Raw genomic sequence first — 23,248 nt, 5'->3', positions numbered from 1 at the left:
GCCTTTAACGGCGGCGCATTCATGCCGGTTTGGGCAGGCGTGGCAAGGGCTTAAATCGAGAGACTTTCGGATGATTACATCCATGCGAGGGCTGCATCGGCCGCCACGCGCTGGACGGGTTGACCGCGGGCCTGTGCCCGTTCAACTTCCCGGCCAAATCAAGGGGAGAGAAGTCGATGGAACGGCTCAAGGGCAAGACGGCGATGGTGGTCGGCGCGGGTTCGATCGGGCCCGGCTGGGGCAACGGCAAGGCGACCGCGGTGACGTTTGCCCGCGAGGGTGCGCAGGTGTTTTGCGTCGATCGCAACGCGGCGGCAGCCGAAGAAACCGTGAAGATCATCACGGGCGAGGGCGGCAAGGCGGCGGCCTTTACCGCCGACGTCTCCCGCGCCGCCGAAGTCGAGGCGATGGTGGCGGTGTGCCTGAAGACCTATGGCCGTATCGATGTGCTCGACAACAATGTCGGCATTGCCGAGATGGGCAGCGTGGTCGAGACGACGGAATCCGAATGGGACCGCGTGTTCGCGGTCAATCTCAAGAGCGCCTTCCTCGCCATGAAGCACGTTATTCCGGTGATGCAGAAACAGGGCGGCGGCTCGATCATCAATATCTCTTCGATCGCCTCGATCCGCCACGTCGGGATTTCCTACGTCTCCTATGGGGCGTCGAAGGCGGCAATGAACCAGATGACGCGCACCACGGCGGTGCAGTTCGCAGCCGATCATGTCCGGGTGAACTGCATTCTGCCGGGCTTGATGAAAACGCCGATGGTCGAGCACTCCGCAGGTCTTGCGGCAAGTTATGCCAAGGGCGATGTCGAGGCGATGTGGCGGGCAAGGGATTCGCAAGTGCCGATGGGGCACATGGGCGACGCCTGGGATGTCGCCAACGCGGCGTTGTTCTTGGCGTCCGACGAATCCCGCTACGTCACCGGGCTCGAACTCGTGGTCGATGGCGGGATGACGGCGAGGTCGGCATAAGCGAAGCGCGGGCTCGCGCTTCCGCTACTGCGCCATCGCCAGTATGCCGCCGGCAAAGGAGTGCCACATCGACGTCATGCTGATCGGCCAGTTCAGCAGCTTGACGGCGATCAGCGCGGCGCCGCCATAGATATAGACCGGATGCGGGCGGCCGCGCGTGCGCCAGTCGTGCACGATGGCGACCACGAGCAGCAGATAGGCGACGATGGCCGGCGGGATGGTGACGGGCACCGGCGGCGGGCCGAGCGGCCCGGGAGGCGCCAGGAAGGTGAGAAACCAGCGCGCCACGGCCGCATCCAGCAGCGAAATGCCGGCCAGCAACATCAGCCGTTTGTGAATTTCGCTCCGGCGAATGTTCGCAATGGCCAGCGCGAACACCACCGCAAAGAAAAGAATGCCGCTGAGCGGGACGATCGCAAAGGCGATGCCTTCACTGGTCAGTCCGGCGGCCGCCGATCGCTTCATCGCGTTGACCGCAACCAAAAAGCCGAAGATCGTCATCGCAGTCGCCAGCGACACGCCGATCATCCCGATCGCGCGGTGCCGGGTGACATTTCCCGATGCGGCGAGCCAGGTCTGGAATGCAAAGTAGAACGACCAGGCGAAAAACAGCAGGCCGTGAAAATGCACGACGGGCGAGGCTGACAGCGATCGCGACATCATCGGCAGCCAATAGGTCGGTGCAAAGCCGAGAAACGCGACGGCCATGCAGGCCAGCGCCATGTAGAAGTAAAAATAACCGGTTTGGGAATACGCGGTCGCGCGCGGCGGAGTGGTGTCGGTCAGCATAGCCATGGTTTTGAGTCGACCATGAACGGGAAAGGTTCAACGAAAATTCTTCAATGGATAGGCACACTTGCAGGCGAAAAGTGCGGCTTCCCGGACGTCATGTTTCAGCCAGGATCGGGTTTCGAACGGCTTACGAAATTCGCCTTCGCCGCTGTCAGAAGCGCACCTCGCTTGCTAGGATTGTCCGTAGTCGAGAGCGTTTTTCCGGGTCTGTTGATGCGAGGTTGTCCTATCATCCGCAATATGGTCGTCGCTTCCCTGCTGTGGATGGCGTTCGTGCAAGCCGCCTTCGCAACCGGCGCCGAGCCGACCAAAGATCCGCAAGTCGATCCCGCGCCTTGCGTTGCGGCTGCGGCGGCCAATGACGACGACAAGACCATCAGCGTTTGCGGCGCGTTGATCCGCAACGAAAAGACCGCGAGGTCCGACCGCATCAAGGCATTGATCGCGCGCGGCGGCGCCAACGATCGCAAGGATCTGATCGACCGAGCCATCGCCGACTATGACGGCGCGCTGCGGCTCGATCCGGCGCTGGCCGATATCTTCAACGCGCGCGGCGAACTCTGGCGCAAGAAGGGCGACCGGCCGAAGGCATTGCAGGATTTTGGCATGGCGATCAAGCTCAACCCGGAGCATCCCACCGCGCGCGGCAATTACAAATCGCTGGCGCAGGAACTCGAGCGTCTCGGCGCGCTGATGGCGGTCTACAACAAGCCGAGCTTCAACTGCGCCACCACGAAGCAGCCGGTGGAGAAGGCGATCTGCGCCAGTCCGGACCTTGCCAAGTTTGACCGCGAGATCACTGCCGTGAACACCAAGGTGGTCCGCGATGCGAGCGCGGACGGCCCGCGCGCCCGTGCCCTGCAGCGTGAGCAGGATGATTTCGTCGCCCGCCGCAGCGCCGCCTTCGGCCAGCCGGGTTACGATCTGCGCAGGGCCATGAAGGAACGGCTCGACCAATTGCTCGCGATCGAGTCGCGCTGAATGGTGGTCGGGCTTTAGCCGATCGCCGAGCTGTTCCGGCTTGATCTGGCGCCACTTCCCATGACAATGCGTGGCAAATATGATTGTCGCCCGCGCCGTCATGGCCTGGCTCGTCCCGGCCATCCACGTCTTGCTTATCCAACTGGCAGCAAAGACGTGGATGCCCGGGACAAGCCCGGGCCTGACGAGCGGGTGGGCCACGGGAGAAACGCCATGAACATCCACGGAAAGAGCAGGTATCACGACGTCCACACCCGCTCACTCAGCGACCCCGAGGGGTTCTGGGCCGAGGCGGCGCGTGAAATCGACTGGATCGAGGCCCCAAAGAAAATCTTCGATTCCACGATGGGACCCTACGGCCGCTGGTTCACGGATGGTGTCGTCAACACCTGCTACAATGCGCTCGACCGCCATGTCGCAGGCGGGCGCGCCGATCAGGTCGCGCTGATCCACGACTCGCCGCTGACCAGCACGGTCACCAAATTTACATATGCGCAGATGCTGCAGGAGGTGCAGACGCTCGCGGCCGTCATGCAGGATTTTGGCGTCACCAAGGGTGACCGCGTCATCCTCTATATGCCGATGGTGGCGGAGGCCGTGTTCGCGATGCTGGCCTGCGCGCGGATCGGCGCTGTTCACTCGGTGGTGTTCGGCGGTTTTGCAGCCAAGGAGCTCGCGAGCCGGATCGAGGATGCAAAACCAAAACTGATCTTCTCGGCGAGCTGTGGTATCGAGCCCGGCCGCATCGTGCAATACAAGCCGCTGCTCGACGAGGCGATCCGGCTGTCGAGCGTCAAGCCGCAAACCTGCATCATCATGCAGCGGCCGCAACAGGCCTGCGAACTTAACGAGGGCCGCGACCACGACTGGGCGCAACTGCGCCGCGCCGCGCTCGATGCCGGCAAGGCCGCGCCATGCGTGCCGGTCAAGGCGATCGATCCGCTGTACATCCTCTACACCTCAGGCACCACGGGGATTCCAAAGGGCGTCGTGCGCGACAATGGCGGGCATCTGGTTGCGCTGAAATGGTCGATGTTCAACCTCTACGGCGTCAAGCCCGGCGAGGTCTGGTGGTGCGGCTCCGACATCGGCTGGGTCGTCGGCCACAGCTACATCATCTACGGGCCGCTGATCCATGGCGCGACCTCGATCATGTACGAGGGCAAGCCGGTCGGCACGCCGGACGCCGGCGCGTTCTGGCGCGTGATCTCCGAGCACCAGGCGGTTGCCTTCTTCACCGCGCCGACCGCGTTCCGCGCCATCAAGAAGGAAGACCCTGATGGCACCTTCATCCGGAAATACGACCTGTCGAAATTTCGCACGCTGTTTCTCGCCGGCGAACGCGCCGATCCGCCGACGGTCGAATGGGCGGAGCAGCAGTTGAAGGTGCCCGTCATCGATCACTGGTGGCAGACCGAGACCGGCTGGTGCATCGCCGGCAATCCGGTGGGGCTGGGCATGCTGCCGGTCAAGCACGGCTCGCCGACGGTGCCGATGCCTGGCTATCAGGTCGATGTGGTCGACGAAGCGGCAAGACCGGTGCCCGCGGGCACCATGGGCTCGATCGTCATCAAACTGCCGATGCCGCCGGCCTGCCTGCCGACGCTGTGGGAGCAGGAGGCGCGTTTCAAGGAAGCCTATCTCACCGAATTCCCCGGCTATTACAAAACCTCCGACGCCGGCTACAAGGATGAAGACGGCTATGTGTTCGTGATGGGCCGTACCGACGACATCATCAACGTCGCCGGCCACCGGCTTTCCACCGGCGGCATGGAGGAAATTTTGGCCTCGCATCCCGACGTCGCCGAATGTGCGGTGCTCGGCATCAAGGATGCGATCAAGGGCGAGGTGCCCTGCGGTTTCCTGGTGCTGAAGGCCGGCGTCACGCGCAGCCACGCCGATGTCGAAAAGGACGTGGTGGCGCTGGTGCGCGACAAGCTTGGGCCGGTTGCCGCCTTCAAGCTTGCGATCACGGTCGGCCGCCTGCCCAAAACCCGCTCCGGAAAGATCCTGCGCGGCACCATCAAGAAAATCGCGGACGGCGACGCCTGGACCATGCCGGCGACGATCGAGGATCCCAAGGTGCTCGACGAGATCGGCGACGCGCTGAAGGGCAGGGTGTAGGGCGTCATTCCGGGGCGCGTCGAAGACGCGAACCACAGGTGCGCAATTGCGCATCGGGGAATCTCGAGATTCCGGGTTCGATGCTTCGCATCGCCCCGGAATGACAATTACTCGTCATGCCCGGGCTCGACCCAGGCATCCATCAATCACCGAAAATGCCTTGATTTCGATGGATTGCCGGGTCAAGCCCGGCAAGGACGAAACCGGACCCATGGATCAGTCATGCGACATAACCCCGCCCGCCTTCTCATCGCCCGCCTTCTCATCGCCCTCCTGCTCACCGCGCCGCTGCTGGCGGGCTGCCTGGAGCGGGGCCAGCCGACCATGGTCGATACCAGCGCCGACGACGATGCGTTCTGCCGCGCCAACAACGTGGCGCCGGGGTCGAACGACTACGTCATCTGTCGCAAGAACCGCGACGTGCAGCGCGGCAACGCCAACGCCCGCACCGACCGTGCCCAGCGAAACCTCGCCGAGCAAATGCTGAACAATCCGACCAGGCCCTGATCAGGAGGTCATCATGAACGAAGACGTTTTCAACACCAGCCTGCGCGGCTTTCTCAAGAAGGTCGGCATCACCTCGCAGCGCGAAATCGAAAAAGCCGTCCGCGACGCGCTCGCCAGCGGCCGCCTCAAGGGCAACGAGAAGCTGCCGGCCAAGATGACGCTGACGATCGACGGCGTCAGCTTCACTCATGACATCTCCGGCGAGATCGAATTGGGCTAAAGCCGAGCGATGCGACCTTCCTTCCCCTCGCCCCTTGTGGGAGAGGGTGGCGAGATGCGAAGCATCTCGACGGGTGAGGGGTTGCCTCCGCGGAAAGAGATTCCTCTGCGGATACAGACCCCCCATCCGGCGCTTCGCGCCACCTTCTCCCACAAGGGGAGAAGGAAGAAAGAAGCACCTCAATATTTTCCGGAAAGACGTACTTCATGGACATCAAGGTCAGAGATTCCAACGGCGCGCTGCTTGCCGAGGGCGACACCGTCACGCTGATCAAGGATTTGAAGCTGAAAGGCTCCTCCACCGTGCTGAAGCGTGGCACCGTGATCAAGAACATCCACCTCACCGACAACGAAGACGAGATCGAAGGCCGCACCGACAAGGTCAAGGGCCTGGTGCTGCGCACGGAGTTTCTGAAGAAGGCATGAGGGAGGTTCGCCGCAGCGAAGTACGCAGCCAACTACCGCTCATTCTTCGAATCGATGCTATAAGAACCCCATGGAACCGATTGCCATCAAGCTGCTGGGCTTTGCCGCCGCGACGTGCACGACGCTGGCTTACGTCCCGCAATTCGTAAAAGTCTGGCGAACCCGCTCGACGGAAGACATTTCGCTCGGAATGTTTCTCGTCATGGTGGTCGGCATCCTGCTGTGGCTGGTGTACGGCCTGCTTTCCGGAGATGGGCCGCTGATCGTTGCCAACGCCATCACGATCGTGCTGGCCGGCGGAGTTTTGTTCATGAAGCTGAAATACGGCTGAGCGCCCAAGCCTTGAAATAAAAAGGCTCACAAATACAAAAACGCGGCAGGTTGCCCCGCCGCGTTTGAAATTCCGTAACCGGAACACGGAAAAACCTATTCCTCGTCGTCGTCCTGCTTCTTGCCGCCGATCGTCTTCAGCTTGGCGAACACGGCGTCGACGTTGAGGTCGTCGCGCTGCTTTTCGGTCGGCTCGAACTCCGGCTCCTTCTTCGTGGTCTCGGAGGCCGGCAGCAGGGTGGCGCCGCCGTAGGCGGCGGGGACCGGCTTTTCCTTGGCGGCGCGCTGCACCTCGAAATCGAGCTCGATCTGCGAGCACAGGCCCAAGGTCACCGGGTCCATCGGGGTCAGGGTCGAGGCGTTCCAGTGGGTACGGTCGCGGACCGAGGCAATGGTGGTCTTGGTGGTGCCGACCAGGCGCATGATCTGGGCGTCCTTCAGCTCGGGATGGTTGCGCACCAGCCAGAGGATCGCGCTCGGCCGCTCATGGCGGCGCGACACCGGGGTGTAGCGCGGGCCCTTCTTCTTGGCCGCCGGGGGCAGGGTAACCTTGCTTTCGCCGAGCTTGAGGCGGTAGTTCGGGTCCTTTTCACCCCTTTCGATCTCGTCGCGGCTCAATTGGCCGGTCGAAATCGGGTCCATGCCCTTGATGCCCTGCGCCGCGTCGCCGTCGGCGATGGCGCGGACCTCCAGGGGGTGCATTTTGGTGAAATCGGCCACCTGGTCGAAGGTCAGCGCGGTATTATCAACCAGCCACACGGCAGTCGCCTTTGGCATCAGCGGTGCATTGCTCATGGCAAATCTCCTTTGTGCCTCGCCCACCTCTTTTTGGAGGCGAAGTCTGCGGTCATCGGTGATGACGGGAATTCCGGGCCTATATACCCCTTGAGGGCCCATTGGCGCAATGGCCTGCTAAAGTGCCTTGACAGCGCCCAAAAGCAGCCCCAAGTCCTTATACGAACTGGCCGTTCCCCGCCCGCCGGCGAGGGGTGATTCGGTCCCCGAGATGGCCCCCATGACCTCTTTATCGGCGTCAGCCAAACCAGACCTGAAAATCGTGCTTTGTTCCCCCCGCGGCTTCTGTGCCGGCGTGGTACGGGCCATCGACACCGTCGAGCGGGCGCTCGCGATCTACGGCGCCCCCGTCTATGTCCGCCACGAGATCGTGCATAACCGCTATGTCGTGGACAGCCTGAAGACGAAGGGCGCGATCTTCGTCGAGGAACTGGCCGAAATTCCCGACAATACCAACGCACCGGTGGTGTTCTCCGCCCATGGCGTGCCGAAGTCGGTTCCGGCGGACGCCCGCGCGCGCAATTTCTTCTCGCTGGATGCTACCTGTCCGCTGGTCACCAAGGTGCACCGCGAGGCCGCGATCCATTTCAAGCGCGGCCGTGAAATCCTGCTGATCGGGCATTCCCATCATCCGGAAGTGGTCGGCACGCTCGGCCAGTTGCCGCCGGGCGCGGTGACGCTGATCGAGACCAACGAAGACGCCAAGACGTTCACGCCGAAGAATCCGGACAACCTCGCCTTCGTGACCCAGACGACGCTGTCGATCGACGACACCGCCGAGATCGTCGCGATGCTGAAGGAGCGTTTCCCGAACATCTCCGGCCCGCACAAGGAAGACATCTGCTACGCCACCACCAACCGCCAGCTTGCGGTGAAGAAGGTGGCGCCGGTGGTTGACGCCCTGATCGTGGTCGGCGCGCCGAACTCGTCGAACTCGCAGCGCCTGCGCGAAGTCGCCGAACGCGAGGGCTGCCCGGTCTCGGTGCTGGCGCAGCGCGCCAGCGATCTCGACTGGTCGCGGTTCGAAGGCATCAAGAGCCTCGGCATCACGGCGGGCGCCTCCGCGCCGGAAGTGATCGTCGAGGAGATCATGGGCGCGTTCGCCGAGCGCTATACGCTGCATGTGGAGACGGTCTCGGCCGCGGAAGAAAACGAATTCTTCCCGCTGCCGCGTTCGCTGCGGCCCGACGCAGCTTAGGGCGCGTCTGCCATGGCGGTTTACACGGACGTTGCCGCCGAAGACCTCGCGGAGTTCCTCAAGAGTTACGACATCGGCGAATTGCTCTCCTACAAGGGCATCGCCGAAGGCGTCGAGAATTCCAACTTCCTGATGCACACCAGCAAGGGCGCCTACATCCTCACGCTGTATGAAAAGCGCGTGGCGGTGGACGATCTGCCTTACTTCCTGTCGCTGATGGCGCATCTGGCCGAGCGCGGCGTGCATTGCCCGCAGCCGGCGAAAAACCGCCAGGGCGAAGTCTACAGCCATCTCGTCGGGCGGCCCGCTGCGATCATCAATTTCCTGGAAGGCATGTGGCCGCGGCGGCCCAACGCCGCGCATTGCAGCGGCGTCGGCGAGGCGCTCGCCAAAATGCATCTGGCGGGCGGCGACTTTCCTCTTGTCCGGAAAAATCCGCTGTCGGTCGATGGATGGCGGCCGCTGTTCGAGCTGTCGGCGCCGCGTGCCGACAGCGTGCAGCCGGGTTTGCGCGATTTCATCGCCCGCGAACTCGATCACCTCGAGGCGAACTGGCCAAGAGATCTGCCGCTCGGCGTGATCCATGGCGATCTCTTCAACGACAACGTCTTCTTCCTCGGCGACAAGCTGTCCGGGCTGATCGACTTCCCGTTTTCCTGCAACGACATCCTCGCCTATGACGTCGCGATCTGCCTCAACGCGTGGTGCTTCGAGCCGGATCATTCCTTCAACGTCACCAAGGCGCGCGCGCTGCTCGGCGCCTATGGCCGCGAGCGGAAATTGTCCGACGCCGAGCAGGATGCGCTGCCGTTATTGGCGCGCGGCTCCGCGCTGCGCTTTTTGCTGACGCGTCTGGTCGATTTCCTCGACGTGCCGCCGGGCGCGCTGGTGAAGCCGAAAGACCCGGTCGAATATGTCCGCAAGCTGCGCTTCCACCAGAGCGTCCAGTCCGCGCGCGATTACGGCCTGATGCAGGCGGGATGCGCTGCGTGAGCGATTCCAGGCCGCATGTCACTGTTTTCACCGATGGCGCCTGCTCGGGCAATCCCGGCCCCGGCGGCTGGGGCGCGATCCTGAAATTCGGCGACACCGAAAAGGAATTGAAGGGCGGCGAAGCGCACACCACCAACAACCGCATGGAATTGATGGCGGCGATCTCGGCGCTGGAAGCGCTGAAGAAAGCCTGCGTCGTCGATCTCACCACCGACAGCCAATATGTCCGCAAGGGGATCACGGAGTGGATCCATGGCTGGAAGCGGAACGGCTGGCGCACGTCCGACAAGAAGCCGGTCAAGAACGTCGATTTGTGGCAGCGCCTCGACGCCGCGCTGAAGGCGCATGAGGTGCGCTGGCATTGGATCAAGGGCCACGCCGGCCACGACGAAAACGAACGCGCCGATCAGTTGGCCCGCGACGGCGTCGCGATGGCGAGATTGAAGGCGTAGGTAGGCCGCGGGGCCTCTGTTTCCCTCTCCCCTTGTGGGAGAGGGTGGCGCCTCACGAAGTGAGGCGACGGGTGAGGGTTCTCTCCGCGGATACAACTGTCTCTACGGATAGAGACCCCTCATCCGGCGCGCTGCGCGCGCCACCTTCTCCCACAAGGGGAGAAGGGGAGTGAGTGCGGAAGCCGCTGCTTACAGCTGCCCCAGCAGCGTATCGCCGCCGGAAACTTCGACCTTGCCGGGGGCCGGCTCGAGATTGAGCTTCTTGACCACGCCGTCTTCCACCAGCATCGAATAGCGCTTGGAGCGGATGCCGAGGCCGTTGCCGGAGGCGTCGAGCTCCATGCCGATGGCCTTGGTGAAGTCGGCATTGCCGTCAGCGAGGAAGGTGGCCTCGTCGCGCTGGTCGGTGTCGCGCTTCCAGGCGTTCATCACGAAGGCGTCGTTGACGGAGACGATCGCGATGGTGTTCACGCCCTTGTCCTTGATGGCGTAGGCGTTGAGGAAGATGCTCGGCAGATGCATCTTGTGGCAGGTGCCGGTATAGGCGCCGGGCACCGCGAACAGCGCGACCTTCTTGCCCTTGAAAATATCGTCGGTGGTTTTGACCTGCGGCCCTTCCGCCGTCATCACGCGAAACTTGGCTTCCGGCAGCTTGTCGCCAACTTGGATCGTCATCGTGAATTCTCCCTCAATGTGCGGATAGGTCTTATCCCTTGCGGCCGACCGGCACAATATTCGGTGTCCCGGAAACGGCAATGCCGCCTTGCATTCACTGTTCTGTCATCAGCCGGTAAACCCGCCGGCGTCGAGGAATGCCTGTTCTTCGGGCGTCGTTTCGCGCCCCAGGATGCGGTTACGGTGCGGAAAGCGCCCGAAGCGGCGGATGATGTCGGCGTGATGCTCGGCGTATCCCTTGCTTTCGGTATTAGCGGTGTCGCCGAACAGTTCGATGCAGCGCAGCTGGTCGGGCAAATGCTCCGAATGCATGAACGGCAGATAGAGGAATTCGAGCAACGCCGGGTCGATGCGCCTGTCGCTGCCGCGGTCGATGGCGCGGGCCGCGACGTCGCGCGCCTGCCTGTCGCTCGCATAGGTCAGGGCGTCACCACGAAACATGTTGCGGGGAAACTGGTCGAGCACGATGGTGAGCGCCAGCGCGCCGTCATCGCTGGCTTCCCAGGACGACAGCTCGCCCGCGGCCGCCTTCCGCCACAGCTCGAGATACCGCTGACGCACTTCGGCGTCGAACGCGTCGTCGCGCTCGTACCAGCGGTCGTGGCCGGCTTCTCGCCAAAATCTGAGGATGTCGGCCGGCGCGGTATCGCGAGCGTCAGTCATGATCCGACGCTCGCTCCACGGTTCGGTCTCAGGCCGCGGCCTTCTTTTCGTCGCGCAGTTCGCGGCGCAGGATCTTGCCGACATTGGTCTTGGGCAGGTCGGCCCTGAACTCGATCTGCTTGGGGACCTTGTAGGCGGTCAGCTGCGTGCCGCAGAACTTGATGACGTCCTCGGCCGTCAGGTTCGGGTCCTTCTTGACGATGAAGGCCTTGACCGCTTCGCCCGACTTTGCGTCCTGGACGCCGATCACGGCGCATTCCAGCACGCCCGGATGGCTCGCGATCACTTCCTCGATCTCGTTCGGATAGACGTTGAAGCCGGAGACCAGGATCATGTCCTTCTTGCGGTCGACGATCTTGGTGTAGCCGTCCGGCGTCATCACGCCGATGTCGCCGGTGCGGAAGAAGCCGTCGGCCGTCATGACGTTCGCGGTCTCTTCCGGCCTGTTCCAGTAGCCGGCCATCACCTGCGGTCCCTTGGCGCAGATTTCGCCGGCTTCGCCGAGCGGCACTTCCTTGCCGTCGTCGTCGCGGATCGAGAGATAGGTCGAGGGCACGGGAATGCCGATCGAACCGGAGAACTTGTCGGTGTCGGCCGGGTTGCAGGTCAGCGTCGGCGAGGTTTCCGACAGGCCGTAGCCTTCCGACAGCGCGCAGCCGGTGACCTTGAGCCATTTCTCGGCCACGGCCTTTTGCGTCGCCATGCCGCCGCCGAACGAAGTCTTCAGCTTGGAGAAATCGACCTTCTCGAAACCGGGCGAGTTCAACAGGCCGTTGTACAGCGTGTTGACCGCCGGGAAGCTGTTGACCTGGTATTTCATCAGCTCCTTGATGAAGCCCTGCATGTCGCGCGGGTTCGGAATCAACAGATTGACGCCGCCGGCCCGCACCCCGAGCAGGAAGCACGCCGTCAGCGCGAAGATGTGATAGAGCGGCAGCGCGCAGACGATGAACAGCTCGTCGACATGCGGCGGCTTCTTCAGCGCCGGCTGCAGCCAGGCGTCGTTCTGCAGCACGTTGGCGAGGATGTTGCGGTGGAGCAGCGTCGCGCCCTTGGAAACGCCGGTCGTGCCGCCGGTATATTGCAGGAAGGCGACATCATCGCGGCTGAGCTGCGGCTTGTTGAGCTTCATGCCGCGGCCGGCGGCCAGCGCGTCGTTGAAGGAGATGGAGCCCGGGATCGACCAGGCCGGCACCATCTTCTTCACCTTGCGGACCACCAGATTGACGATCACGCCCTTGAAGCCGAGCAGGTCGCCCATGCTGCCGACGATCACATGCTTGACCGCGGTCCTGGCGATCACCTGCTGCACCGTGGTGGCGAAATTCTCCAGCACCACGATCGCCTCGGCGCCGGAATCCTTGAGCTGGTGTTCGAGCTCACGCGGGGTGTAGAGCGGGTTGACGTTCACCACCGCGTAGCCGGCGCGCAGCACAGCGGCGGTCGAGACCGGATACTGCAGCACGTTCGGCATCATCAGCGCGACGCGGGCGCCCTTTTGCAGGCCCTTGCTCTGCAGATAGGCGCCAAGGGCAGCCGACATCTGGTCGAGGTCGCGGTAGCTGATCGACTTGTCCATGCAGATGAACGCCTTGCGATCGGCGAACTTCTTGAAGCTCTCTTCCAGCAACTCGACGAGCGACGAGTACTGATTGACGTCGATATCGGCGGGCACGCCGGCCGGATATTGCTTGAGCCAGATCCGCTCCATGGTATTTCCCCTCTGGTTAGTTCCCGATTTCTCGAATTCTTGGGCCGGGATGCCTCGTTTTTGGCAGTATTGTGAATGCCGCAGCCGATGGCAAGCGGTTGCGCGCTATCGACGCATTGGGAATCGACAAGTCTACGTCCGGAACGGGCGAAAACCGCCTGATTGCGGGGCCTTGCGGGCCGGTTAACCAGCCGGTTTGGATTCGCTCTTAGGTTTTGCGGCGGCGTTGGGCTTGGCGGGCTTCGCGGCCGGCTTTTCGGCAGGCCTGGCGGCGGGCTTGGCAGCTGCGGCAGGCTTGACAGCGGCCACAGGCTTGGCGGCGGCAGCAGGCTTTGCGGCGGCGGCGTCCGGTTTGACATTCGCATGCCGGACCGTGGCCGGCTTGGCCGCCGGTTTTGCGTCGGATTTGGCGGCAGTCTTGGCATCAGCCTTGGGCTTATCCGCGTCCGGCTTCTTCGCCGCGACCGCGACCCGCGATTTCTTTCCGCGCCGCGTGGTCTGCTTTTGGTCATCCGCGGCCACGGCGGCAATCAGCTCCGTGCCGGTCTTCTTCGGGCCGGTATAGACCACCATGGGTTCGCCAGCGGTGTACGCCGTCGCGAGCAATTCCGAAGGCTTTGCCGTCGGCGCCTGCAGTCCTGCGGAAAAGAAGGCCAGCGCCGGGCTTTCGCCCGCACTGCTGGCGGCCATTGTGGTATCCGCATCCTCATCGGTGGCGGGCCGCTTGCGCTTGCCGTTGCACATCTCCTCGCGCAGGTTCGGCGGCGTGGCGTCGATCGGCACCAGATTGTCGACGGTGCCGAGCGAGGGCCGCAGCCATCCCAGCCCGTTGCTGGCAAAACCGCGCTCCAGGAGCTGGGCGGCGCGCACCGCGCGCGCCTGGCCGGAGGTCGAGCCGAGCACGACCGCGATCAGCCGCTTGCCGTCGCGCGTCGCCGAGGCCACCAGATTGTATCCGGACGCGCAGATGAAGCCGGTCTTGAAGCCGTCGGCGCCGGCATAGCGGCCGATCAGCTTGTTGAAATTGTTGGTGGTGCGGCGGCCGAAACGGATCGCCGGGATGTGCATGAAATATTCGTATTCGGGCAGATCGCGAATCACGGCACGCGCCAAAATCGCAAGATCGCGCGCCGAGGTGATCTGGCCATCGGCGGGCAGGCCGTTCGGATTGACGTAGCTCGTCTGCGTCATGCCGAGCCGCTGTGCGGTCGCGTTCATCATCCCCGAGAAGCCGTCGACAGAGCCGCCGACGCCTTCGGCGAGCACCACGGCCATGTCGTTGGCCGACTTCACCATCACCATCGCCAGCGCGTTTTCGACGGTGACTTGCGTGCCCGGCTTGAAGCCCATCTTCGACGGCGACTGCGAGGCCGCCACCGGCGAAACCGTCAGCACGCTGTCGAGGCGCAGGCGTCCTTCCTTGACCGCTTTGAGCGTGACGTAAGCCGTCATGATCTTGGTCACCGACGCCGGATACCAGGGCATCGTCGCATTTTCGGCCTGCAACACCTTGCCGGTTTCAGCTTCGACCACCAGCAACGCCTCGGCATGCGCGGCGCGGGGCGTTGCGACCGCAAGCGCGGCGACGAGCAGGATCAGGTTCAACAATGGATGGCGAAGCAGCGGGCGAAGAAAATGCACTTTTGCGTTCCGGTCCTTTGAGACCCGCCTTCGAAAAAGGAGGTCCTGAAATCTGACGTTCGGGTTTCAAGCGTGCGATCTTGAAACCTAATTTGCGCCGTCGCTCACGGCGGCTACAAACCTATACCGGCTTGGTGATCGAGAACAGAGGCCGGGCAATTAAATCGTGGACGAAATAGACGCAATTTCGCCGATAATTCAACGTGGATGGCGGCGCAGGGCGGGCTGCAGGGGAGGGCTATTGTGTCTCAATGCTGGCCCGCGCTTCGGCCTGCACCATGAACTGGGCCCGCGCGAGTTCCGCAAAGCGGCCGCCTTTGGTCACCAGTTCATCGAAAGTTCCGCTTTCGATCACGCGGCCGTTGTCGAACACCAGGATGCGCGTCGCGTTGCGGATGGTCGAAAGCCGGTGCGCGATCACGAAGGTCGTGCGGCCCTTCATCACTTCGTCGAGAGCGGCGTTGACTTTGGCTTCGGTGACCGCGTCGAGCGCGCTGGTGGCCTCGTCGAGGATCAGGATCGGCGGGTCCTTCAACAGCGCACGCGCGATCGACAGCCGTTGCCGTTCGCCGCCGGACAGCATGCGGCCGCGCTCGCCGGCATGGGTCTCGAATTTCTTGTCGCTTCGTTCGATGAATTCGAGCGCCTGGGCCCGCGACGCCGCGATGCGCATTTCTTCTTCGGTGGCGTCCGGCTTGCCGACGCGCAGATTGTCGGCGAGCGAGCGGTTGAACAGCAGCGCCTCCTGGAACACCACGCCGATATTCCGCCGCAGCGCGGTCAGCTTCAGGGCGCGGATATCCATGCCGTCAATCTTGATGATGCCGGACTGCGGATCGAACGCGCGATGCAGCAGCGCGATCGCCGTCGATTTGCCGGCGCCGGTCGGGCCGACCAGCGCGATGGTCTGGCCGGGCAAAGCGGTGAAGGAAAGATCCTCGATCGCGGGCCGCTTGCCGTCATAGGAGAACGAGACGTCGTTGAATTCGACCAGGCCGGAGAGCCGCCCGGTGTCGACGGCGCCGGGCCGGTCGCGCACCGCGGGCACGGCGTCCAGCACGTCGAAGAACTCCTGCAGGCGCGGCGCTTCCATGAACACGCTGTTGATGAAGCTGACCACCTGTTCGAGCTTCTGGATCAGCATGGTCGCGAAAGAAACGAACATCACGATCTCGCCGACCGTGGTCAGCCCCTGCTGGTGCAGATAGATGCCGACGGTGAAGATCGCGAGCACGGTGATGGTGGTGGAGGCGCGGGTGATCACGGTGACCAGCGCCCACCAGCCGAGCACCGGCATCTGCACCGCGAGCAGCTTGTCGGCGACGTAGCGCAGGCCCTGCACCTCGGCGTCGATGCGCACGAAGCTCTGCACCAGCGCGACGTTGCCGAGCGCGTCTGAAGCGCGCGCAGAGAGGTTTGAGTAATGCTCCTCCACCTCGCTCTGCATGCCATAGGTCTTGCGCACCACCAGCGTGGTCAGCACCGTGAATATCACGCACAGCACGAACAGCAGGATCGCCATCCGCCAGTTGATGTAGAGCGACAGCGGCAGCAGCACCACCAGCGACATGATCGCGGCAAAATGCTCGCGGAAGAATCCGAGCCAGAGCCGCCACAGTGAATCCGTGCCGTTCAGCATCACCTTCATCAGCCGCCCGGAATGGGTGCCGGTGTGGAAGGTCAGCGGCAGCTGCATGATGTGTTCGAAATAGTCGGTCAGCACCGCCTGGCGCTGGCGGTGCGCCAGTTTGTCGGCATGGAGCGCGACGAGGGCGCTGCAGGCGATAGTGAACAGACCGAACCCCACCCAGGCCGCCAGCAACGGCCAGGCCCCCGACGACGACAGCGGACCCGGCGCCGCCTTGCCGGAGAGCACGTCGATGATCTTGCCGAACAGCACGGGCTCGGCGAATTGCGCGCCGGCCAGCAGCAGATTGGCGCCGGCCAGAATCCAGCCCAGCCGCGCCTCTTTGCCGAGCAGCTCGAGCACGCGGGTGTAAAGGCGAATCATGGATATGCCGCAAGCAGTGGAGGGGGCAACGGGGCGATCAGTCTAGAGCGTTTTCCAGCGAAGTGGATACCGGTTCGCGTGAAGAAAACGCGTCAAAACAAGAATCTAGAGCCCCGTTCCAATTCAATCGGAACGGAAAAGGGCTCTAGCCGCATTCTAATCAGGGATCGCCGCCGAGAACCAGCGTCTGCGAGACTTTTACTCAATTGATCAGCTACTCAATTGATCAATCTGCCGTTGACGGGAGGCAGGAACTGGTCGTCGAAAATATCAGCTGCTACCGGCCGCTTCTGGAACTTGAAGCCTTCCGCGAGCTGATCGATCGACCGCTCGAACCTCGCAACATCGATGCCGCCGATGCCGTTGCGCCTGACCTCGCCGGTCAGGATATTGTCGCGCAGGATGGCGCTCAGCCGTTCGAGCTCCAGGTCGCGCGAGCCGCCGTCCATGCGGTTGACGACCTCGGTCACGGCGGCCGCGGGGTCCTTGATGGCCAGGTGCGTGCCGCCGATCACCGCCCGCACAAATCCCTTCACGGCTTCCGGCTTGGCCGCCGCCAGCGCCGGGTTGACGATAATGGCGAAACCATAGGCGTCGCAGCCATAGTCGGCGAATTTCAATACCGCCAGATCGTCGGCCGGCACGCCACGGTCTTTCAGGTTGATCGCCGACAGATACGAAAATCCGGTGACGGCATCGATCTGGCCCGCCGACAGCATCGGCTCGCGCACCGCGGCGCTGATATTGCTTTGCTTGACGCTCGCGATCTTGATGCCGTTCTGCTTCGCCACCGCCGGCCACAGCCGGATCGAAAGATCGCCCTCGGCGACGCCGAGATTCTTGCCTTCGATGTCCGACAGCGCCCGGACGCCACGGCTCTTGCGGGCGATGATGGCGTAGGGTGCCTTGTTGAACAGCATGAACACCGCCTTGACCGGCGGGACGCCCTGCTTGTCCTTGTCGCGATAACGCACCAGCGCGTTGATGTCGACCAGCGCGAAATCGCTGGTGCCGGCCGCGACGCGCGCGATCGCATCCGGCGATCCGCTGGCGATGTTGATGGTGACGGCGAGCCCCTCGGCGGTGAACAGGCCGCCGGTGGCCGCCATCACGAACGGCGCGTCCGTCGCATCGATCGGCCGGTCGAGCGAGAGCTGGATCGCGAGCGGCGCCCGTGGTTCGTCCGCGGCAAGGCTCGCCCCCACACCAAAGCACACGACTCCGCAAAGGCCTGCAAGCGAGGCCAGCATCGAGCGAAGGGCGTTGGTTCGGCGTGCACGCATTGAGCTTACGTCAGCAAGAGATGGGACAAGTTGCCGCGTGGGCCAGGTTTGTTGGATCGCAAGGCCTGTTCAAGGCCTGTTTCAGGACAAGAACACCGGCATTACAAGCCTTAAAGGCAGGCATTCTGTCGCATCCAACGTGAACGGGCGATGACTGCCACGATTTGGCCAGAGATCGTTCAGCTTGCATTTGGTTTGGGGAACCTAATATCCGCTCAGTGGTTAGCAATTCGAGGCCTGTCAGGCCAAGCTCCCACGGAGGACATTGAGATGTTTGCACGAACAGGAGTGTTTTCATCGATCGGCCGCGCCGGCGCGGTGGCGACGGTTGTCGCGGTGGCCCTGACGGCCTACCAGCCGTCGGCAGCTTTCGCCGGCTCCGCCGCGCCCGCCAAGGGTGTAACGGCCACGACCGGGACCAGTGACGCGACTGACTTCAGTTCGCGCGGCAGGAGATATCATGGCGGCGGTGGCGCCGCGGCGGCTGCGGCCTTCGCCGGCATCGTCGGCACCGGCATCGCGATTGCGGCCGCCCAGAACCGCCGCGATTACTATTATGACAACGGCTATGGTTACTACGGTGGCGGCCCGGCCTATTACGCTGCTCCCCCGGCCTATTACGGCGGCGGCCCCTACTACTACGGCGGCTACCGTAACCGCTCCTATGGCGGCTACACGAATCCGAACGCCTGGTAATCACCGGCGCTGCTAGGCGGCTGTTAAACACGAATCCACCGGCCGCACCCGGCCGGTGGATTTTTTTGGTTGTGAGCCCGGCCGTTAACACGCCGGCCACGGCTTTCCACTAGGTTCGAAGAATGAGTGATTCGCTCGAGCGGCTCTATCAGGCGGTGATCGCGGCCAGGGATCTTGATCCGGCTACGTCGCGTACCGCCCGGCTGTTTCAGCGCGGCCCGGCCAAGATGGCCAAGAAGCTGGCCGAGGAAGCCATCGAAGTTGTGATCGACGCCGTCAACGGCAAGACCGATGCGGTGGTCCGCGAGAGCGCCGACCTTCTCTACAACCTGACCGTTCTGTGGGCTGCTGCCGGTGTGAAGCCCGAGGACGTCTGGCGTGAGATGGCGCGGCGCGAGCACATGCTCGGCATTGCCGAGAAGCTGCCGAAATCGACGGTCAAGCCGCCCAAAGCGATTCCTGACAAGGCGGCCTCCGCCAAGGCGTTACCCAAAGCGGTGACACCACCTGCGGTTCGGCGGCGAATTGTCGCGCTGGAAGGTCGCAGCCTGCGAAAGCGGCACTAAATCTTCCAAAATTCGGTCGTTTGCCGGCATGGACAAATCCGCTCCATGATGGTTCATGCGGCCATGCTTAAACGATCCTACGAATGGTTCATCGCCGCCGCCGACAAGCCCTACGCGCTCTGGATTTTGGCGGCGGTATCGTTCGCGGAAAGCTCGTTCTTCCCGATCCCTCCCGACGTCATGCTGCTGCCGATGTCACTGGCGCGGCCGAAGCGGGCGTGGTGGTTCGCGACCGTGTGCACGATCGCCTCGGTTGCCGGCGGTGTGGTCGGATACGCGATCGGCGCGCTGCTGTACGACTCGGTCGGACAGTGGCTGATCAACATCTATGGTCTCAGCGGCAAGGTCGAAGCGTTCCGGCAGTCCTATGCCGAATGGGGCGCGCTGATCATCATCGGCAAGGGGTTGACGCCAATCCCCTACAAGCTTGTCACCATCACGTCAGGATTTGCCGGTTACAACATCTGGCTGTTTATCGTGTGCTCGATCATCGCGCGGGGCGGCCGGTTCTTCGTGGTCGCGATCCTGCTCAACCGTTACGGCGATCTCATTCGCAGCGAGCTGGAAAAGCGCCTCGGCCTCTGGGTTGCGATCGGCGCCGCGGTGCTGGTGCTCGGATTCGTCATCGCGGTTAAATTGGTCTGATCTGCGCGCGGGGCGCTGTGCCGGCCCAAAGGCTTCAGAACACGCCCGCTTCAGGCTACGCTCGCTCCATGCCTGATCGAATCGGTCAACTTTTTCAGTCATTCGGGACGGCGTTCGCGGCCCCTTGCCTTGCGCTGTCGATGCTGGCGCTCGCCGCGGACTTCGGCTGGTCGCAAGGCGCGCCGCAGCCCTCGCTCGGCGTCCAGTCGCCGGCCCAGCAGCCGGTGCCGCAAGGACCGGCGCCGCAGCAGATCGAACCGCCGCCGCAGCCGGAAAATCCTGGCCTGATCAACGAAATAGGCAAGCTGCTCGAGAAATCCAAATCGATCCTGCCGAGCCTGAAGAGCCCAGGCGAGACCGACCCCAACACCCGGGCGCAGGATGCTGCAAAGGATACCGGCGACAGCCGGACGAACATGATGCTTCCCTCGATCATGGTCACAGGACGCGCGGCCTGCCTGGTGTCGGCCAATGGCGCGCCGGACTGCAAGGCGGGGGCCGACAGGCTGTGCCAGACCAAGGGTTACAGGGAAGGCAAGAGCCTCGACACCGACGCGGCCGAGAAATGCTCGCCGAAAGTGTTCATCCCGGGCCGCAAGCGCGAGCCGGGCGACTGCAAGACCGAAAACTATGTGACCCGCGCGATATGCCAATAGCGTATGATGCGGACCCGCAGGGCCGCGTCAGCGCAAAGTGGGCGCCGGTTTTCCCTCGGGACAAACGCGGGAGCGTTTGCCCGGAGGTCATGCGCAAAAAAATAGCGCCAAAACGCAATACTTGACACTGGAAAGATTGCCTTGTTGGTATGACGTCCGGCATCTCTTGAGATATCTCTTGGTAGATGCCCCGTACCAGTTCCGGAACACGTGAAAGGATTGCTTCGAATGTCCATGCCTGCCTTGTTCAAGGGCCGTCTGTCGATCCCCGTCATCGGTGCGCCGCTGTTCATCATTTCCGTGCCTGATCTGGTGATCGCGCAGTGCAAGGCGGGTGTGGTCGGATCGTTTCCGGCGCTGAACGCACGGCCGCCGGCGCTGCTCGACGAATGGCTGGCGCGGATCAAGGAAGAACTCGCGGCTCACGACAAGGCGCATCCCGACAGGCTCTCGGCGCCGTTCGCCGTCAACCAGATCGTGCACAAGTCGAACAACCGGCTCGATCAGGATTTGGCGCTTTGCGAGAAGCACAAGGTGCCGATGATGATCACGTCGCTCGGCGCGCGCGAAGAACTCAACCAGGCGGCGCATGGCTGGGGCTGTGTCGTGTTCCACGACGTCATCAACCAGAAATTCGCGCACAAGGCGGTTGAGAAGGGCGCCGATGGCCTGGTCCTGGTGTCGGCGGGCGCCGGCGGCCACGCCGGCGAGATCTCGCCATTGGCCTTCGTGGCCGAGACGAGGCAGTGGTTCGACGGTCCGATCGCGTTGTCGGGTGCGATTGCCAACGGCCGGGCCATCCGTGCGGCCCGCATACTGGGTGCTGATTTTGCCTATATCGGCTCGGCCTTCATCGCCACGGCGGAGGCCAATGCGGTGGAAGGCTACAAGCAGATGATCACGGCCTCAGGCGCGGAAGACATCGTCTATTCCAACCTGTTCACCGGCGTGCACGGCAATTACCTGAAGCCGTCGATCGTCGCGGCGGGCATGGATCCCGAAAACCTGCCGACGTCAGATCCGTCCAAGATGAGTTTTGGCACGGATGCTTCGGGTGAGCGCGCAAAGCCGAAGGCCTGGAAGGAAATCTGGGGCAGCGGCCAGGGCGTCGGCAGCGTCGCTAAAGTGTTGCCTGCAGCCGAACTGATCGCGCGTTTCAAGAAGGAATACGACGAGGCAATCGATCCGCCGCTGTGATTCTTTCTGTGTCCCGGACGTGGTGCAGCGTGACGTTAGCGCGTTTACGCGCGTCTTCGACACGCTATGGCTCCGCAGAGCCGGGACCCACGCCGGTCGCAAAGTGTGGACCCCGGCTCTGCAGCGCACCGCTTTGCGCTGCGTCCGGGGAACGCTTCCATCACACGTTCAAATTCATCCACACCGCCTTCGGCTCGGTGAAATTCTCGATCGCGGCTGAGCCGTGTTCGCGGCCGAAGCCGGAATCGCGCACGCCGCCCCACGGTAACCGCACGTCGGTATAGCCATAGGTGTTGATCCAGACCGTGCCGGCCTTTGCATTCCTTGCGAAACGCTGCACCCGCCCGATGTTGCGGCTCCACACCCCGGCCGCGAGGCTGTAGGCGGTGCCGTTGGCGATTCGCAGCGCATCGGCTTCATCTCTGAACTTGATGACGCTCACCACCGGACCAAAAATTTCCTCCTGCGAGATGCGCATCTCGTGTTCGACATTGGCGAACACGGCGGGGCTGATGAAATAGCCGCGGGTGCCGACGCGTGTCCCGCCGGTGGTCAGCAGCGCGCCTTCCGTTTGGCCGATATCGACATAATCGAGGATGCTCTTCATCTGCTTTTCGGAGATCACGGGCCCGAGCGCCGTCGCGCGATCGCCGGGATCGCCGATGCGGATCGACTGAGCGCGTTGCGTCAGCCGTTCGACCACTTCATCGTAGACCTTCTCATGGACCAGCACGCGGGAGCCGGCCGAGCACACCTGTCCGGCGTTGAAGAAGATTCCCGAAGCCGCCGCCTTGCTGGCGGCCTCGATATCGGCGTCGTCGAAGATCACGTTGGCGGACTTGCCGCCGAGTTCGAGCGACACCCGTTTGAAGTTGCCGGCGGCGCCGCGCAGGATGCCGCGGCCGACGCCGGGCGAGCCCGTGAACGTGACCTTGTCGACATCAGGATGATTGACCAGCGCGTCGCCGACGACGCGGCCGGGGCCGGTCACGATGTTGAGCACGCCGGGCGGCAGGCCGGCTTCCAGCGCCAGCTCGCCGATCCGCAGCGCCGACAGCGAGGTCAGTTCGGCAGGCTTCATCACGATGGTGCAGCCGCAGGCGAGCGCGGGTGCCAGCTTCCACATCCCGATCATCAGCGGAAAATTCCAGGGAACGATCGCGGCGACCACGCCGACCGGCTCGCGCAATGTGTAAGTCAGCGCGTCGTTCCGGGTCGAGACCACCTCGCCGTGGATCTTGTCGGCCCAGCCAGCGTAGTAGGTCAGCGTGTCGATGGCGGCTGGGAGATCCTGCCGCAGCACACCTGAGATCGGCTTGCCGGCATCGAGGCTTTCGAGCGCTGCGATTTCGTCCGCGTGCTTCTTCATCAGCTCCGCAAGCCGGAGCAGGATCTGCCCGCGCTCGGAGGCGCGCATGCTGCGCCAGGGGCCTTCGAAGGCGCGGCGGGCCGCGGCCACGGCGCGATCGACGTCGGCCTCGTTGCCTTCCGCCACGGTGGCGATGACCTGTTCGGTGGCTGGATTGAGCGTCTTGAAGGTGCGCCCGGAGATCGAAGGCACGTGCTGGCCGTCGATCAGCAGCAACCGCGGTTTGGCTGCCGCGATCGCGGGCGCCGGCGCGGTGTAATCATATGCAATAGACATCATATTTCCTCCGTTTCTGTATCTCAAACTAGGAGGATTTTTACTGCAGTAAATATGATATG

General features: G+C 63.3%; 24 protein-coding genes. 15 read left to right on the top strand and 9 right to left on the bottom strand.

Annotated elements, in window-relative coordinates; translation table 11 throughout:
• The first annotated feature begins 176 nt into the window (after positions 1-176).
• Positions 177-980 carry an SDR family NAD(P)-dependent oxidoreductase gene (locus JQ641_RS02365; protein ID WP_211994210.1) on the top strand — a complete coding sequence of 268 codons (804 nt, stop codon included), beginning with the start codon at positions 177-179 and terminating at the stop codon, positions 978-980.
• Positions 981-1,004: 24 nt separating this feature from the next.
• Here JQ641_RS02365 and JQ641_RS02360 read toward each other — a convergent pair whose 3' ends face one another.
• Positions 1,005-1,775 carry a hypothetical protein gene (locus tag JQ641_RS02360; protein ID WP_211994209.1) on the bottom strand — a complete coding sequence of 257 codons (771 nt, stop codon included), beginning with the start codon at positions 1,773-1,775 and terminating at the stop codon, positions 1,005-1,007.
• Positions 1,776-2,012: 237 nt separating this feature from the next.
• On the opposite strand from JQ641_RS02360, the gene JQ641_RS02355 reads away from it, so the two are divergent.
• The 6 genes from JQ641_RS02355 (at position 2,013) to JQ641_RS02330 (ending at position 6,360) form a co-directional block, all read left to right on the top strand.
• Complete coding sequence (locus tag JQ641_RS02355; RefSeq protein ID WP_211994208.1) at positions 2,013-2,753, top strand: hypothetical protein; 741 nt, start codon at positions 2,013-2,015, stop codon at positions 2,751-2,753.
• A gap of 213 nt (positions 2,754-2,966) precedes the next feature.
• Complete coding sequence (locus tag JQ641_RS02350) at positions 2,967-4,877, top strand: propionyl-CoA synthetase (RefSeq protein ID WP_211994207.1); 1,911 nt, start codon at positions 2,967-2,969, stop codon at positions 4,875-4,877.
• Positions 4,878-5,099: 222 nt separating this feature from the next.
• On the top strand, positions 5,100-5,384 hold the full coding sequence (locus tag JQ641_RS02345) for a hypothetical protein (protein WP_211994206.1): 285 nt from the start codon (positions 5,100-5,102) through the stop codon (positions 5,382-5,384).
• Between the two features lie 13 nt (positions 5,385-5,397).
• A complete protein-coding gene (locus JQ641_RS02340; protein ID WP_192735301.1) occupies positions 5,398-5,604 on the top strand; it encodes a DUF6494 family protein in 207 nt (68 codons plus the stop codon).
• A gap of 206 nt (positions 5,605-5,810) precedes the next feature.
• Positions 5,811-6,029, top strand: a complete 219-nt coding sequence (locus JQ641_RS02335; protein ID WP_011665834.1) for an alkylphosphonate utilization protein — start codon at positions 5,811-5,813, stop codon at positions 6,027-6,029.
• 70 nt (positions 6,030-6,099) lie between these two features.
• Positions 6,100-6,360, top strand: a complete 261-nt coding sequence (locus JQ641_RS02330; RefSeq protein ID WP_211994205.1) for a SemiSWEET transporter — start codon at positions 6,100-6,102, stop codon at positions 6,358-6,360.
• 95 nt (positions 6,361-6,455) lie between these two features.
• Here the strand turns inward: JQ641_RS02330 and JQ641_RS02325 are convergent, their stop codons facing one another.
• A complete protein-coding gene (locus JQ641_RS02325; protein ID WP_192735298.1) occupies positions 6,456-7,154 on the bottom strand; it encodes a DUF1013 domain-containing protein in 699 nt (232 codons plus the stop codon).
• Positions 7,155-7,374: 220 nt separating this feature from the next.
• Here JQ641_RS02325 and ispH point away from each other — a divergent pair, with 220 nt between their 5' ends.
• Genes ispH through rnhA form a run of 3 tightly spaced genes read left to right on the top strand, consistent with a single transcriptional unit; the run spans position 7,375 to position 9,797 of the window.
• Complete coding sequence (gene ispH, locus JQ641_RS02320) at positions 7,375-8,352, top strand: 4-hydroxy-3-methylbut-2-enyl diphosphate reductase (protein ID WP_192735297.1); 978 nt, start codon at positions 7,375-7,377, stop codon at positions 8,350-8,352.
• Between the two features lie 12 nt (positions 8,353-8,364).
• Positions 8,365-9,345, top strand: coding sequence for a homoserine kinase (locus tag JQ641_RS02315; RefSeq protein WP_211994204.1), 981 nt, complete (start codon positions 8,365-8,367; stop codon positions 9,343-9,345).
• Positions 9,333-9,797, top strand: coding sequence for a ribonuclease HI (gene rnhA / locus JQ641_RS02310; protein ID WP_192735295.1), 465 nt, complete (start codon positions 9,333-9,335; stop codon positions 9,795-9,797). The genes JQ641_RS02315 and rnhA overlap by 13 nt, the downstream gene beginning before the upstream one ends.
• 189 nt (positions 9,798-9,986) lie before the next feature.
• On the opposite strand, the gene JQ641_RS02305 is transcribed toward rnhA, so the two are convergent.
• The 6 genes from JQ641_RS02305 to JQ641_RS02280 form a co-directional block, all read right to left on the bottom strand.
• Complete coding sequence (locus JQ641_RS02305; RefSeq protein ID WP_192735294.1) at positions 9,987-10,472, bottom strand: peroxiredoxin; 486 nt, start codon at positions 10,470-10,472, stop codon at positions 9,987-9,989.
• A 108-nt stretch (positions 10,473-10,580) separates the two neighbouring features.
• A complete protein-coding gene (locus JQ641_RS02300; RefSeq protein ID WP_211994203.1) occupies positions 10,581-11,135 on the bottom strand; it encodes a DUF924 family protein in 555 nt (184 codons plus the stop codon).
• A 28-nt stretch (positions 11,136-11,163) separates the two neighbouring features.
• On the bottom strand, positions 11,164-12,846 hold the full coding sequence (locus tag JQ641_RS02295) for a long-chain fatty acid--CoA ligase (protein ID WP_192735292.1): 1,683 nt from the start codon (positions 12,844-12,846) through the stop codon (positions 11,164-11,166).
• A gap of 183 nt (positions 12,847-13,029) precedes the next feature.
• Positions 13,030-14,487 (bottom strand): D-alanyl-D-alanine carboxypeptidase family protein, encoded by a 1,458-nt coding sequence (locus tag JQ641_RS02290; protein ID WP_211994202.1) that lies wholly within the window; start codon positions 14,485-14,487, stop codon positions 13,030-13,032.
• Positions 14,488-14,725: 238 nt separating this feature from the next.
• Positions 14,726-16,504: a glucan ABC transporter ATP-binding protein/ permease gene (locus JQ641_RS02285; protein WP_211994283.1), complete on the bottom strand. Its 1,779-nt coding sequence runs from the start codon at positions 16,502-16,504 to the stop codon at positions 14,726-14,728.
• Between the two features lie 212 nt (positions 16,505-16,716).
• Complete coding sequence (locus JQ641_RS02280) at positions 16,717-17,781, bottom strand: ABC transporter substrate-binding protein (protein WP_211994201.1); 1,065 nt, start codon at positions 17,779-17,781, stop codon at positions 16,717-16,719.
• 270 nt (positions 17,782-18,051) lie between these two features.
• Here JQ641_RS02280 and JQ641_RS02275 point away from each other — a divergent pair, with 270 nt between their 5' ends.
• From JQ641_RS02275 to JQ641_RS02255, 5 genes are all read left to right on the top strand, one after another.
• Complete coding sequence (locus tag JQ641_RS02275) at positions 18,052-18,477, top strand: hypothetical protein (RefSeq protein WP_211994200.1); 426 nt, start codon at positions 18,052-18,054, stop codon at positions 18,475-18,477.
• A 122-nt stretch (positions 18,478-18,599) separates the two neighbouring features.
• Positions 18,600-19,043 carry a phosphoribosyl-ATP diphosphatase gene (hisE, locus tag JQ641_RS02270; protein ID WP_211994199.1) on the top strand — a complete coding sequence of 148 codons (444 nt, stop codon included), beginning with the start codon at positions 18,600-18,602 and terminating at the stop codon, positions 19,041-19,043.
• 45 nt (positions 19,044-19,088) lie between these two features.
• Positions 19,089-19,688 (top strand): YqaA family protein, encoded by a 600-nt coding sequence (locus tag JQ641_RS02265; RefSeq protein WP_211994198.1) that lies wholly within the window; start codon positions 19,089-19,091, stop codon positions 19,686-19,688.
• Between the two features lie 68 nt (positions 19,689-19,756).
• On the top strand, positions 19,757-20,344 hold the full coding sequence (locus JQ641_RS02260) for a hypothetical protein (RefSeq protein WP_502754924.1): 588 nt from the start codon (positions 19,757-19,759) through the stop codon (positions 20,342-20,344).
• Positions 20,345-20,572: 228 nt separating this feature from the next.
• On the top strand, positions 20,573-21,541 hold the full coding sequence (locus tag JQ641_RS02255) for an NAD(P)H-dependent flavin oxidoreductase (protein WP_192735285.1): 969 nt from the start codon (positions 20,573-20,575) through the stop codon (positions 21,539-21,541).
• A 160-nt stretch (positions 21,542-21,701) separates the two neighbouring features.
• Here JQ641_RS02255 and JQ641_RS02250 read toward each other — a convergent pair whose 3' ends face one another.
• On the bottom strand, positions 21,702-23,186 hold the full coding sequence (locus JQ641_RS02250) for an aldehyde dehydrogenase family protein (RefSeq protein ID WP_211994197.1): 1,485 nt from the start codon (positions 23,184-23,186) through the stop codon (positions 21,702-21,704).
• Positions 23,187-23,248 lie beyond the last annotated feature (62 nt).

This window comes from Bradyrhizobium sp. JYMT SZCCT0180 (genome assembly GCF_018130165.1).
GTDB lineage: Bacteria > Pseudomonadota > Alphaproteobacteria > Rhizobiales > Xanthobacteraceae > Bradyrhizobium.
This window is presented reverse-complemented; position numbering and strand designations above follow the sequence as displayed.

What these genes read in the sequence shown, in the direction of transcription:
- JQ641_RS02365 (WP_211994210.1), top strand. Translation starts at nt 177, where the DNA reads ATGGAACGGCTCAAGGGCAAGACGGCGATGGTGGTCGGCGCGGGTTCG.
- JQ641_RS02360 (WP_211994209.1), bottom strand. Translation starts at nt 1,775, where the DNA reads ATGGCTATGCTGACCGACACCACTCCGCCGCGCGCGACCGCGTATTCC.
- JQ641_RS02355 (WP_211994208.1), top strand. Translation starts at nt 2,013, where the DNA reads ATGGTCGTCGCTTCCCTGCTGTGGATGGCGTTCGTGCAAGCCGCCTTC.
- JQ641_RS02350 (WP_211994207.1), top strand. Translation starts at nt 2,967, where the DNA reads ATGAACATCCACGGAAAGAGCAGGTATCACGACGTCCACACCCGCTCA.
- JQ641_RS02345 (WP_211994206.1), top strand. Translation starts at nt 5,100, where the DNA reads ATGCGACATAACCCCGCCCGCCTTCTCATCGCCCGCCTTCTCATCGCC.
- JQ641_RS02340 (WP_192735301.1), top strand. Translation starts at nt 5,398, where the DNA reads ATGAACGAAGACGTTTTCAACACCAGCCTGCGCGGCTTTCTCAAGAAG.
- JQ641_RS02335 (WP_011665834.1), top strand. Translation starts at nt 5,811, where the DNA reads ATGGACATCAAGGTCAGAGATTCCAACGGCGCGCTGCTTGCCGAGGGC.
- JQ641_RS02330 (WP_211994205.1), top strand. Translation starts at nt 6,100, where the DNA reads ATGGAACCGATTGCCATCAAGCTGCTGGGCTTTGCCGCCGCGACGTGC.
- JQ641_RS02325 (WP_192735298.1), bottom strand. Translation starts at nt 7,154, where the DNA reads ATGAGCAATGCACCGCTGATGCCAAAGGCGACTGCCGTGTGGCTGGTT.
- ispH (WP_192735297.1), top strand. Translation starts at nt 7,375, where the DNA reads ATGACCTCTTTATCGGCGTCAGCCAAACCAGACCTGAAAATCGTGCTT.
- JQ641_RS02315 (WP_211994204.1), top strand. Translation starts at nt 8,365, where the DNA reads ATGGCGGTTTACACGGACGTTGCCGCCGAAGACCTCGCGGAGTTCCTC.
- rnhA (WP_192735295.1), top strand. Translation starts at nt 9,333, where the DNA reads ATGCGCTGCGTGAGCGATTCCAGGCCGCATGTCACTGTTTTCACCGAT.
- JQ641_RS02305 (WP_192735294.1), bottom strand. Translation starts at nt 10,472, where the DNA reads ATGACGATCCAAGTTGGCGACAAGCTGCCGGAAGCCAAGTTTCGCGTG.
- JQ641_RS02300 (WP_211994203.1), bottom strand. Translation starts at nt 11,135, where the DNA reads ATGACTGACGCTCGCGATACCGCGCCGGCCGACATCCTCAGATTTTGG.
- JQ641_RS02295 (WP_192735292.1), bottom strand. Translation starts at nt 12,846, where the DNA reads ATGGAGCGGATCTGGCTCAAGCAATATCCGGCCGGCGTGCCCGCCGAT.
- JQ641_RS02280 (WP_211994201.1), bottom strand. Translation starts at nt 17,781, where the DNA reads ATGCGTGCACGCCGAACCAACGCCCTTCGCTCGATGCTGGCCTCGCTT.
- JQ641_RS02275 (WP_211994200.1), top strand. Translation starts at nt 18,052, where the DNA reads ATGTTTGCACGAACAGGAGTGTTTTCATCGATCGGCCGCGCCGGCGCG.
- hisE (WP_211994199.1), top strand. Translation starts at nt 18,600, where the DNA reads ATGAGTGATTCGCTCGAGCGGCTCTATCAGGCGGTGATCGCGGCCAGG.
- JQ641_RS02265 (WP_211994198.1), top strand. Translation starts at nt 19,089, where the DNA reads ATGATGGTTCATGCGGCCATGCTTAAACGATCCTACGAATGGTTCATC.
- JQ641_RS02260 (WP_502754924.1), top strand. Translation starts at nt 19,757, where the DNA reads ATGCCTGATCGAATCGGTCAACTTTTTCAGTCATTCGGGACGGCGTTC.
- JQ641_RS02255 (WP_192735285.1), top strand. Translation starts at nt 20,573, where the DNA reads ATGTCCATGCCTGCCTTGTTCAAGGGCCGTCTGTCGATCCCCGTCATC.
- JQ641_RS02250 (WP_211994197.1), bottom strand. Translation starts at nt 23,186, where the DNA reads ATGTCTATTGCATATGATTACACCGCGCCGGCGCCCGCGATCGCGGCA.